General features: G+C 62.8%; 7 protein-coding genes and 2 riboswitches. Of the genes, 5 read left to right on the top strand and 2 right to left on the bottom strand.

Features of this window, described 5'->3' with window-relative positions:
• The coding region (locus tag LQT98_RS08860; RefSeq protein ID WP_231461984.1) for a dihydroxyacetone kinase subunit DhaK at positions 1-509 on the bottom strand (509 nt) is incomplete at its 3' end.
• A 244-nt stretch (positions 510-753) separates the two neighbouring features.
• Positions 754-844: riboswitch (glycine riboswitch) on the top strand.
• Between the two features lie 14 nt (positions 845-858).
• Positions 859-956, top strand: a riboswitch (glycine riboswitch).
• 41 nt (positions 957-997) lie between these two features.
• Here LQT98_RS08860 and gcvT point away from each other — a divergent pair.
• The 4 genes from gcvT to LQT98_RS08840 all read left to right on the top strand — a co-directional run bounded on the left by gcvT (position 998) and on the right by LQT98_RS08840 (position 9,114).
• Positions 998-2,086, top strand: a complete 1,089-nt coding sequence (gene gcvT, locus LQT98_RS08855) for a glycine cleavage system aminomethyltransferase GcvT (RefSeq protein WP_048410539.1) — start codon at positions 998-1,000, stop codon at positions 2,084-2,086.
• Between the two features lie 69 nt (positions 2,087-2,155).
• Positions 2,156-2,542 carry a glycine cleavage system protein GcvH gene (gcvH, locus tag LQT98_RS08850; RefSeq protein ID WP_048410540.1) on the top strand — a complete coding sequence of 129 codons (387 nt, stop codon included), beginning with the start codon at positions 2,156-2,158 and terminating at the stop codon, positions 2,540-2,542.
• A 124-nt stretch (positions 2,543-2,666) separates the two neighbouring features.
• Positions 2,667-5,519 carry an aminomethyl-transferring glycine dehydrogenase gene (gene gcvP / locus LQT98_RS08845; protein ID WP_231461983.1) on the top strand — a complete coding sequence of 951 codons (2,853 nt, stop codon included), beginning with the start codon at positions 2,667-2,669 and terminating at the stop codon, positions 5,517-5,519.
• A 169-nt stretch (positions 5,520-5,688) separates the two neighbouring features.
• The gene (locus LQT98_RS08840) at positions 5,689-9,114 is read left to right on the top strand and encodes an EAL domain-containing protein (RefSeq protein WP_231461982.1); all 3,426 of its coding nucleotides are present in this window, start codon (positions 5,689-5,691) and stop codon (positions 9,112-9,114) included.
• On the opposite strand, the gene LQT98_RS08835 is transcribed toward LQT98_RS08840, so the two are convergent.
• Entirely contained in the window at positions 9,115-9,891 is a 777-nt protein-coding gene (locus LQT98_RS08835) for a substrate-binding periplasmic protein (RefSeq protein ID WP_231461981.1), read from the bottom strand.
• 187 nt (positions 9,892-10,078) lie between these two features.
• On the opposite strand from LQT98_RS08835, the gene LQT98_RS08830 reads away from it, so the two are divergent.
• Positions 10,079-11,662 carry an ABC transporter substrate-binding protein gene (locus LQT98_RS08830; protein ID WP_231461980.1) on the top strand — a complete coding sequence of 528 codons (1,584 nt, stop codon included), beginning with the start codon at positions 10,079-10,081 and terminating at the stop codon, positions 11,660-11,662.
• Positions 11,663-12,117 lie beyond the last annotated feature (455 nt).

Genomic DNA, 12,117 nt, shown 5'->3' with positions numbered 1-12,117 from the left:
CCGGAGGCGGCCGCCGCGCCGGCGATCTTGTGCACCAGCACCGTGCCGGCGATGCCGCGTCGGCGCGCCGGTTCCACCGTGTCGCGCAGCGCCACGTCATCGGCCACCACCACGCTGTCCACCGCGATGCCCTCGGCGCGGGCCAGCTCCGCCGCCAGGCCGAAGTTGAGCCGATCGCCGGTGTAGTTCTTGATGATCAGCAGCACGCCCTTGGGGCCGGCGACGGCGCGGATCGCCGCCAGCACGGTGTCGACGCTGGGCGAGGTGAACACATCGCCCACTGCGGCGGCGTCCAGCATGCCGTGGCCGATATAGCCGGCGTGAGCCGGCTCATGGCCGCTGCCGCCGCCGGAAATGAGCGCCACCTTGTCGCGCAGGCCGCCGATCGGGAAGTCCGCCCGCAGCAGCACGTTTTCTTCCTCCAGCAGCGCCAGGCCGGGCAGAGTGTCGGCCAGGCCTTCCAGCATTTCCCGCGCCACCTGACGTGGGTCGTTGATCAGTTTTCGCATCGTGGTTTCCTTTCCATTCCAGGTAGCGGTGTTGGTTCGATAAGATGGATGTCATCTTACGTCCTGCGCGAGTTTCATGGTGGCGCTGTCGATTTTGTGATCAATAATGAAAATAATATGTTCGAAACCGGTATGAAACGAAGCTATTGATGTTCAGTGTTTTGCGATTAAGAACATTTCAAGTCCTTGTTTAAGCTGAAGATAAACACGGCTTGCCAAGCCCTGGCACAGCAACCATAATCTGGCACGTCATGCAGGAGAGAGTGGCCGCCGCGCCACCGCCGAAGGCGCAAGCGCACCCGCAATCGCTCAGGCAAAAGGACTGCATCATCGAGCTGGCCGCAGCCAGCTTGCCGAATCTGGAGAGCGGCATCCAACGGATGCCCACCGAAGGGGCTAACGGCCGCAAGGCCGGAAAATCTCAGGTGCAGGGACAGAGGGGTGTAGGGAATAGAGCAACACTACACGCTTTTGCTAAGGATGCACCGATGACGGCCCTGAAACGCACCCCCCTATTTGATGCCCATGTCGCCGCTGGCGCCAAGATCGTCGACTTCGCCGGCTGGGAAATGCCCATTCACTACGGCTCCCAGCTCAAAGAGCACGAGATCGTGCGCAGCGACGCCGGCATGTTCGACGTGTCCCACATGACGGTGCTGGACATCAGCGGCCCGGACGCCAAGGCCTGGCTGCAGCGCTTGATCGCCAACGATGTGGCCAAGCTCGGCTTCGAGGGCAAGGCTCTGTATTCCGGCATGCTCACTCCCGAAGGCACCGTGGTCGACGACCTGATCGTCTACCTGACCTCCTATGGATACCGCATGGTGATCAACGCCGGCACCACCGACAAGGACCTGGCCTGGATGGCGCGCCACAAGGGCGACTTCAATGTAGAGATCAAGCCGCGTCGCGACCTGGCCATCCTGGCGGTGCAAGGCCCGCAGGCGATCGCCAAGGTCTGCGCGGTCAAGCCCGAGCTGGCCGCCGTCATCCAAGCTTTGAAACCGTTCCAGGGTCAGCCCGTCGGCGACTGGTTCTATGCCCGCACCGGCTACACCGGCGAAGACGGCCTGGAAGTGATGCTGCCAGGTGACGAAGCCGCGGCCTTCTTCCAGCAACTGCAAGCTGCCGGCGTGGCGCCGATAGGTCTGGGCGCGCGCGACACCCTGCGCCTGGAGGCCGGCATGAATCTCTACGGCCACGATATGGATGAAACCGTTTCCCCGCTGGAAGCCGGCATGGCTTGGACCATCGCCTGGGAGCCGGCCGAGCGCGACTTCATCGGCCGCAAGGCGCTGGAAGCGCAGAAGGCGGCCGGCGTGCAGAGCAAGCAGGTCGGCCTGGTGCTGGAGGGGCGCGGCGTGTTGCGCGAAGGCCTGAAAGTGGTGGTGGAAGGCGTCGGTGAAGGCGTGATCACCAGCGGCACTTTCTCGCCCACCCTCAAGCATTCGATCGCCATCGCGCGGGTGCCGGCCGGCATCGGCGACAAGGCGCTGGTGGACCTGCGCGGCACGCTGACCGAGGTGCGCGTCGTCAAAATGCCGTTCGTGCGCAATGGCAAGAAAGTTTTCGCCTGAGCCGACAGGCCGGGCTGGCCGCGCAGCGGCCGACGAATATCGTTGACACGGATTTGATTGGAGACACTCATGAGCAATATCCCCGCCGAACTCAAATATGTTGAAAGCCACGAATGGCTGCGTCTGGAAGCCGACGGCTCCGTGACCGTGGGCATTACCGAGCACGCGCAAGAACTGCTGGGCGACATCGTTTTCGTCGAACTGCCGAAAGTGGGCGCCAAGCTCGCCAAGGAAGAGCAGGCCGGCGTGGTGGAATCGGTGAAGGCCGCTTCCGATATCTACTGTCCGGTTGCCGGCGAGGTGCTGGCCATCAACGAAGAGCTGGAAGCCGAACCGGAACTGGCCAATAGCGAGCCCTACGGCGCCGGCTGGTTCTTCAAGATCAAGCCGGCCAATCCGGCGGATCTGGACGCGCTGATGGATGCAGCGGCCTACTCCAAGGAAATCGGCGCCTGATAGCCGCAGCAAGCCCCGCAGTCGCCGCGCGACGCGGGGTTTTTTCATGGTTTCACCGCTTGCGTCCCGTTGCCGCCGCGCCATTCAGGCGCGGTGCGCGCGGCCAAGACAGAAGGCTTGATTTATGTCGCTCTCCGAACTTTTCAATCGCAAGGAATTCCTCGCTCGCCACATTGGCCCGTCCGATGCCGAACGCAGCGAGATGATGGCCGTGGTCGGCGTCGCGTCCATCGACGAACTGGTGGCGCAGACGCTGCCGGCCGACATTCGACTGAACCGCAAGCTGGAGCTGCCGGATCCGATGCCGGAAGCCGAGGCGCTGGCCGCGCTGAAGGTTGTCGCCGCCAAGAACGTGGTCAACAAATCCTTCATCGGCCAGGGCTATTACCCGGTGCTGACCCCGACGGTGATCCTGCGCAATCTGCTGGAAAACCCGGGCTGGTACACCGCTTACACCCCGTACCAGGCCGAGATCGCCCAGGGGCGCCTGGAAGCGCTGCTGAACTTCCAGCAAATGGCGATAGACCTGACCGGCCTGGAGCTGGCCAACGCCTCCTTGCTGGACGAGGCCACCGCCGCCGCCGAGGCGATGGCGATGGCGCGCCGCGTGTCCAAGGCCAAGTCCGGCCAGTTCTTCGTCGACAGCCGGGTGCTGCCGCAAACCCTGGATGTGATGCGGACCCGCGCCAAGTACTTCGGTTTCGAGCTGGTGCTTGGCCATCCGGAGGAGGCCGGCAACGGTGAATACTTCGGCGCGCTGTTCCAATATCCGGGCGAAGCCGGCGATCTTATCGATCTGACCCCGCATATCGCCGCGGTCAAGGCCAAGGGCGCGGTGGCAGTGGTGGCAGCCGACATCATGGCGCTGGTGGCGTTGAAATCGCCGGGCGAGATGGGCGCGGACGTGGCCATCGGCAATACCCAGCGTTTTGGCGTGCCCATGGGCTTCGGCGGCCCGCACGCCGCCTACTTCGCGTTCAAGGACGAGATGAAGCGCTCGGCGCCGGGCCGCATCATCGGCGTGTCGGTGGACGCCAAGGGCAAGACCGCGCTGCGCATGGCGCTGCAGACTCGAGAGCAACATATCCGCCGCGAGAAGGCCAACTCCAATATCTGCACCAGCCAGGTGCTGCTGGCCAATATCGCCGGCATGTACGCGGTGTATCACGGTCCGGAGGGCGTCAAGCGCATCGCCGCCCGCATCCACCGCTTGGCAGCCATCTTCGCGCACGCGGTCAAGACCGCCGGCGGCAAGCTGGTGTTCGACCGCTTCTTCGACACGGTGCAGGTTGAACTGCCCAAGGCCGATGCCGTGTATCAGGCGGCGCTGGCCGCCGGCTACAATCTGCGCCGCATCGGCGGCAATGTGCTGGGCGTCGCCTTCCACGAGGCGGCCAGCGAGGCCGACCTGGCTCGCCTGATCGAGCTGTTCACCGGCAAGAGCGCCGACATCGCCACGCTCGACGCCGCGGCGGCCGATGCGATCCCGGCCGGGCTGAAGCGCGAATCCGCCTTCATGAGCCACCCGGTGTTCAACACCCACCATAGCGAGCACGAGATGCTGCGCTATATGAAGAAGCTGGAAAGCCGCGACCTGGCGATGAATCACTCGATGATCTCGCTGGGCAGCTGCACCATGAAGCTGAACGCCACCAGCGAAATGATCCCGATCACCTGGCCGGAATTTGCCAATATGCATCCGTTCGCGCCGCGCGAACAGACGGTGGGTTATCTGGAAATGATAGCCGGCCTGGAAACGCAGCTGCGCGCGATCACCGGTTTCGACATCATTTCGATGCAGCCCAACTCCGGAGCCCAGGGCGAATACGCAGGCCTGCTGGCGATCAGCCGTTATCATGAGTTGCGCGGCGACAGCCAGCGCAATATCTGCCTGATTCCGCGCTCCGCCCACGGCACCAATCCGGCCACTGCGCAGATGATGAATATGCAGGTGGTGGTGGTGGATTGCGACGAGGCCGGCAACGTCGATGTCGCCGATCTGAAGGCCAAGGCCGAGCAGCATTCGGCACAGCTGGCGGCGCTGATGATCACCTACCCGTCCACCCATGGCGTGTTCGAGCAGCCTATCCGCGAAATCTGCGAGATCATCCATCAGCACGGCGGCCAGGTGTATATGGACGGCGCCAACCTCAACGCCCAGGTGGGCCTGTGCCGTCCGGCCGATATCGGCGCCGACGTGTCGCACATGAACCTGCACAAGACCTTCTGCATCCCGCATGGCGGCGGCGGTCCGGGCATGGGGCCCATCGGTCTGAAAGCGCATCTGGCTCCGTTCATCGCCAACCACGTGGTGGCGTCGGTGCCCACTGCTCAGCCGGGCCAGACCGCGGTGTCGGCCGCGCCGTTCGGCTCCGCGTCCATTCTGCCGATCTCCTATATGTACATCGCGATGATGGGCGCGGAAGGCATGAAGCAGGCCACCGAGAACGCCTTGCTGTCCGCCAACTACGTGGCGACTCGGCTATCCGAGCATTTCCCGGTGCTGTACACCGGCGCCAATGGCCGCGTCGCTCACGAATGCATCATCGATCTGCGCCCGCTCAAGGCCGCCAGCGGCGTGACCGAGGTGGACGTGGCCAAGCGATTGATGGACTACGGTTTCCACGCGCCGACGATGAGCTTCCCGGTGCCGGGCACGCTGATGATAGAGCCGACCGAGTCCGAGCCCAAGGCGGAACTGGACCGCTTCATCGCGGCGATGGCGGCCATCCGTCAGGAAATCGAGCAAGTGCAGAATGGCGCGTGGCCGGCGGACAATAATCCGCTGTGCAATGCGCCGCACAGCAAGGCCGATATCGCTGGCGACTGGGAGCGTCCGTATAGCCGTGAAACCGGCCTATTCCCGCTGCCCTATGTGCTGGAAAACAAGTTCTGGCCCAGCGTCAATCGCATCGATGACGTTTATGGCGACCGTAATCTGGTGTGCAGCTGCCCGTCGACTGACAGCTACGCCTGATCAGCACAGCCCTTACGCGCAACCCCGGCCATGGCCGGGGTTTTTTTGCGCGTTGCAGTATGGTGTCAGCGCTGGAGTTGAGCGGATATACGGCTATCATATTTAATGGAGCGATATGATGGCAGCGTCGCTGCCCGTGCTCCGCGAAACCGATCAAAAGGAGGCTGCGTTGGCGTTGAATGCGCAGGCTGCGATTGCCGCCCCGGATTTTCAGATGCTGTTCGAACAGGCGCCCAGCCTGTATTTGGTGCTGGACCTCGATTTCAACGTGCTAGCCGCCAGCGACGTCTATCTGCAGACGACGTTGACCCGGCGCGAGTCCATTCTTGGGCGCAATCTGTTCGATATCTTCCCGGTCAACCCCGACGAACCGGAAGGCGAAGGCTCGCGCAATCTGCGCATTTCCCTGCAACGCGTGTTGGCGACCGGGCAGGAAGACAGCATGGCAATGCAGAAATACGATATTCCCAGGGAGGATGGCAGTTTTGAAGAGCGTTATTGGAGCCCGACGAACTGGCCGGTGAAGCGTGCCGACGGCAGCGTGGCCTGCATCATGCACAGCGTGCAGGATGTCAGCGAGTTTGTGCGGCTGCGCGGCCTGCAAGCGCAGGCGGAGCTGGCGGGAGAAGAGCTGCAGAACAATGCTGCGGCGCTGGAGGCTGAAATGGTGAATCAGCATGCGCTGATCGCCCGAGCCAACACCAATCTGAAGGAGTCCAACAGCGAGCTGGCCCGGCTGAATCAGCAGATGCGTGAGCTGGACCAGATGAAAACCCGCTTTTTCGCCAATGTCAGCCACGAATTGCGCACGCCGCTGACGCTGATCCTGGGCCAGGTCGAACGCTTTCTGTCCGGGCAGGCGGAACCGGGCGACACTCCCAATCTATCGCTGATCCAGCGTCAGGCGCGCTTGCTGCTGCAGCAGGTCAACGACTTGCTCGACGTGGCCAAGCTGGATGCCGGGGAGCTGCGGCTGCGCTATGTACAACTGAACCTGGCCGAACTGGTGCGCCATGTCGCTTCTTATTTCGACTCCCTGGCCAGCGATCGCGACATCGTTTACCAAGTAGAGGCGCCGGCGGTGCTGCCGGCGCAGGCGGACGCGATCAAGCTGCAGCGCGTGCTGCTGAACCTGCTGTCCAATGCGTTCAAATTCACGCCGGACGGCGGCCGAATCCGCATTGCGCTAGAACCGAGGCGGCAGCAAGCGTGGATCACGGTGCAGGATACCGGCCCCGGCGTGCCGGCCGAGATGCGCGACAAGGTGTTCGAGCGTTTCGTGCAAGTGGAGGACGGCGATTACAGCCGCCATGGCGGCACCGGTCTTGGCCTCGCCATCGTTAAGGAGTTTGTCGAGCTGCATCACGGCGAAGTGCGCTTGAACGCCGCGGAGGGCGGTGGTGCCTTGTTCCGCCTGGAACTGCCCTTGACGGCGCCGGCGGGGGTGGAGGTGGCGCCGGAGGATCTGAAGCTGGACGATCTGCTGGCCGGCGGCGTGCTGCCCCTGAGCGGCACGCCGCAAAGCGCGGTGCTGCCGCTGCCGGACAACGGCGCGCAGCCGCTGGTATTGCTGGTGGAGGACAATGTCGATATGAGCGCCTTCATCGCCGGCGCCTTGGGTCGGCATTACCGGGTGCTGACCGCGCCGGAAGGAAGAAGGGGGATGCAACTGGCGCTGAGCGAGCAGCCGGACTTGATCATCAGCGATCTGATGATGCCGGGCATGGGCGGCGAAGCGCTGGTGGCCGCGCTGCGCGGCAACTGGCAGACCGAGGATATTCCGGTGGTGATGTTGTCGGCGCGCGCTGACGATGCCTTGCGGCTGCAGATGCTGCAAAGCAGCGTGCAGGAGTTCTTGTACAAGCCGTTCTCGGTGGGCGAATTGCTGGCGCGGGTGGGGCGGCTGATTGGCGAGCGCCGCCGTTCGGCGCTGCGCTTGAAGCAGGCGTTGTACGCGGCGGAGCAGATCGCCTGGGAGCTGGACCTGGACGATGGCGCGCTGCAGGAGGAAGGGCCGGTGGGGCGGATGTTCGGGGAGGCGGACGACTACCGTCATGGCTGCCTGGACAATTTGCTGCGGCAGATCCATCCCGAAGATCTGGAGGAGTTGCGCCAGCGCTGGCTGGCGTTGCCGGCGCGCCAGGGCGAGAACCATCACGAATGTCAGTTTCGGGTGTCCTTGCCGGATGGCGGTCATGCCTGGGTACAGGTCAGCGCCAGCCTGTGGCGGGACGCCGACGGCAGCCCGCGGCGCGCGATGGGTTTTGCCCGCGACATTTCCGCGCTCAAACGCACGCAGCTCAATATCGAGTTTCTGGCCAAGCACGACAGCCTGACCCAGTTGCCGAACCGGGTGCAATTGAATGAGCGCCTGCATCTGAGCCTGGCGCGCCATCAGCGCTTGCAGCGCCGACTCTACCTGTTGCTGGTGGATCTGGACGATTTCCGTTTCATCAACGACAACCTGGGGCACGAGGTCGGCGACCAATTGCTGCGCATCGTCGCCGAGCGCTTGCGCGCCTGCATGCGCGGCGGCGATCCGCTGTTCCGCATCGGTGGCGACGAGTTCGTGGTGCTGGCCGAAGAGGCCGACGACGCCACCGCCGCCGGCCTGGCCGAGCGGGTGCTGGAAACCTTGTCGGCGCCGTATCAGGAAGGCGACCATCGCTACTTCCTGTCCGCCAGCATCGGCATCAGCAGCTATCCGGCCGACGCGGACTCCCCGGAAGGCTTGATGCGCTACGCCGATATGGCGATGTACCGGGCCAAGTATGGCGGCAAGAACGGCTTTTGTTTCTTCGCAGCCGATATGGCGGACGGAGTGCGGCAGCGGTTGCAGACCGAAACCGGGCTGCGGCAGGCGCTGCAGCGCGGCGAACTGCGGCTGGAGTACCAGCCGCAGCTGACCTTGCGCGGTCAGGACATGCTGGGGGTGGAGGCATTGCTGCGCTGGGAGTTCGAGGGCCGCAAGCAGTCGCCGGCCCATTTCATCGGCATTGCCGAGAAAACCGGCCTGATCATCGATATCGACGAATACGTATTCCGCAGCGTCTGCCGCCAAGTCGTGGCCTGGCGCAACAGCGGATTGCCGCCCTGGCGCATCAGCGTCAATCTGTCGGCGCGTTTTTTCTGTCTGCCGGACTCGGTGGCGCGGCTTAGCGCCATCATCGCGGAGTGCGGCGCGGGACCGGAACAGCTATGCCTGGAAATCACCGAGGGCACGCTGATGGATGTGGACAGCGCGATGAAGACGCTGCCGGCGCTCAAGCGCATGGGCTTTCATGTCAGTGTCGACGACTTTGGCACCGGCTTCTCTTCGCTGTCCTATCTGAAGCGCTTGCCCATCGATGAGTTGAAGATAGACCGCAGCTTCATCATGCGGCTGGATAGCGACGAGCGCGATCTGGCCATGGTGGCCGCCATCGTGTCGATGGCGGAAAGCCTGGGCCTGCAAGTGCTGGCCGAGGGAGTGGAGACCGAATCCCAGCATGAACTGCTGCTGGCGCGTGGCTGTCACAGCGGCCAAGGCTATCTGTACTCGCCGTCGCTGCCGCCGGCGCAACTGGTGGCGTGGTGGCGCGGCCGTTTCGAGTGATCAGGGCGCTGCCGGACTGAGGCCGGGCACCGGCTCGCCCGGCAGCCAGCGCCGGTACAGCGCGGCGAAGCTGCCGTCTCGCTTCATCTCGTCCAGTGCCTGCTGCCAGGCCTTGACCACCGCGTCCGGCGTCTGGCGCGAAAAAGCGATATAGCCGTAAGTATGGGAAAAGGTCAGCGCCTTGCGCACCTGGGCGGGATCGAAACCCTGTTGTCTGAGTTGGTGGGGCAGGGTGGTGTTCTCGCTGACGATGACATCGGCGCGCTTGCGCATCAGCATGGTCAGCAATTGGTCCGGCGTGGCCACGGTGCTCAGATTGGCAAAATTCTGCGCGGCCAGCAGCTGTTGCAGATACCAGTCGCGCACCACCATGATCTGCGGCAGCTTGCGGGCGTCGTCCAGCGTTTGCAGCTTGATATTGCTGTCGCGCCGCACAAACAGACAACCCAGGGTTTCCGTCACCGGGCCCACCCATTTGAACAGGCGCTCTCGCTCCGGTGTGCGATTGGTGTTGAACAGCACGGTATTCGGCTGCTGCTGCGCCTGGCGGTAGCCGCGCGCCCATGGCACCACCGCGATGGGGTCGTGGTTGCCGACGCGGCGCTGTATGCCTTGCACCACTTCGACCACCAGGCCGCCCGGCTTGCCGTCCTGCTCAAAGGTCAGCGGCGGGTCGTCCTCGGTCAGGATTTCCAGCATAGGGCCAGGCGCCGCCCGCAATGGCATGGCGACGAGGCTGGCGATAAACAGGCTTAGCAGGCAGTGGCGACGTGTCATGGCGGTACGCTTCGTGTTCTGGCTGTCCGCTTTGACTGTAGCGGCAATTTGCGCCGGGCTCAAATTCCTTCCTTGGCCGCGCCGTGAATATGAATATGCATAATCGATGGTTTGTTTTTTTCGCTTATTCGCTTAACCTTCCTTGCAGATTCCGCAGAGGCAATGGTTGTTAGATAAGGAAATAGTGATGAACAAGCAAATGATGCTGCTGGCGCTGTGCTTGGCGCCTACCCTGGCGCTGGCCGCCCGTCCATTGACGGTATGCACCGACGCCAATCCGGAAGGCTTCGACGTGGTGCAATACAATTCCCTGGTCACCACCAACGCCTCGGCGGACGTGTTGATGAACCGGCTGGTGGAATACGATGCCATCGGCCGTAAAGTGGTGCCGGGATTGGCCGCAAGCTGGCAAGTCAGCGACGACGGCCTCAGTTACACATTCAAACTGCGTCCGAACGTGGCGTTTCACGCCACCGATTATTTCAAGCCCGGCCGCAAGCTGAACGCCGACGATGTGGTATTCACCTTCGAGCGCATGCTGAATCCCGGCCATGCCTGGTACAAGACCGCGCCAAATGGCTACCCGCACGCGCAGGCCATGCAGTTTCCCAAATTGATCAAGGCGGTGCAGAAGGTTGACGCCAGTACCGTGCGCTTCGAGCTCAACTATCCGGAAGCCACCTTCCTGTCCAGCCTGACCATGGGCTTCGCGTCCATCTATTCGGCGGAGTACGCTGGCCAGTTGCTGGCGGCCGGCCGCCAGGCGGATTTGAACAGCAAGCCGATAGGCACCGGCCCCTTCGTGTTCCGCGGCTTTCAGAAGGACGCGGTGGTGCGCTATGCGCCGAATGCCGGCTATTGGGGCGCCAAGCCCAGGGTCGGCGCGCTGATCTACGCGATCACGCCGGACGCCGCGGTGCGGGCGCAGAAGCTGAGAGCCGGCGAATGTCAGCTGGCCTTGTCGCCCAAGCCGCAGGACGTGCAGACGGCCAAGGCCGATCCCAAATTGCAGGTATTGCAGACCCCGGCCTTCATGACCGCCTTCGTCGCCTTCAATAGCCAGAAAAAGCCGTTGAACAGCCCGCTGGTGCGCCAGGCGCTCAATCTGGCCTTCGACAAGAACAGCTATCTGAAAACGGTGTTCGACAACACCGCCATCGCGGCGGACTTGCCGTATCCGCCCAATACCTGGAGCTATAACAAGGGCGAGAAGCCTTATGCCTACGACCCGGCGCGCGCCAAGAAGCTGCTGGCCCAGGCAGGCTACCCCGATGGCTTCGAAACCACGGTATGGGTGCGCCCCAGCGGCAGCACGCTGAACCCCAATCCCAAGGCCGGCGCCGAATTGTTGCAGTCCGATCTGGCCAAGATCGGCGTCAAGGTGCAGATCAAGGTGATTGAGTGGGGCGAACTGATCAAGCGCGCGAAGGCCGGCGAACATGAGCTATTGTTCATGGGCTGGGCCGGCGACAACGGCGATCCGGACAATTTCCTGACCCCGCAGTTTTCCTGCTCCGCGGTGCAGTCCGGTACCAATTTCGCGCGTTACTGCGATGCCAAGCTGGACAAGCTGATTAGCGATGGCAAGAAAAGCAGCGATTTCGCGCAACGCGCCAAATTGTATCTGGCGGCGCAGAAGCTGATTCAAGAGCAGGCGCTGTGGCTGCCGCTGGCGCATCCCACCGCTTATGCGCTGGCGAGCAAGAGTTTGAGCGGTTACGCGGTTAGCCCGTTTGGCCGGGTGGATTTTGGTCGCGCGCATTTGAACTGATACGTTGCGGGCCCGTCATGGCGGCGGGCCGTCAGTTTTTGTCAGCTTAGGCGCGTTTGTTTTGGGTTAATGTTCGTATGTGAACTTAATCGTGATTATTTTAACGATTTCGCAAAGCCGCCAGCTTATTTTTCTTGAAATGTTGTTTTCGCTTATTTGTTTTTTCGTTTAGAGACTAGCTGCTAGCTAAGGGTGGTATTACTTTAGTAGTTGCTTGTTATCTTGTTCATGCATGTCTTGTCGTTTGCGCCAGCGGCGCAGCCTGTGCGGGCCTGGCTTGAAACGGGCTTTTTCACGGTCATCCGGCCATGGTCCGGGTTGCGACAATCCTTTCCCTGCTTGATTATGGCGGGCTCTCCGCCTTGCCGGGCCAGCGTTGCGCGAACGCCACGCCGCTAGGTTGGCGTCCGCGCGCCGCGGCGAGCGTGACAGCCCTCCAGCTAAAATGTTCCAAA

Source organism: Chromobacterium aquaticum (genome assembly GCF_021129195.1).
GTDB classification, from domain to species: Bacteria; Pseudomonadota; Gammaproteobacteria; order Burkholderiales; family Chromobacteriaceae; genus Chromobacterium; species Chromobacterium aquaticum.
The sequence above is the reverse complement of the archived record's forward strand: the minus strand, read 5'-3'. Positions and strand labels throughout refer to the sequence as shown.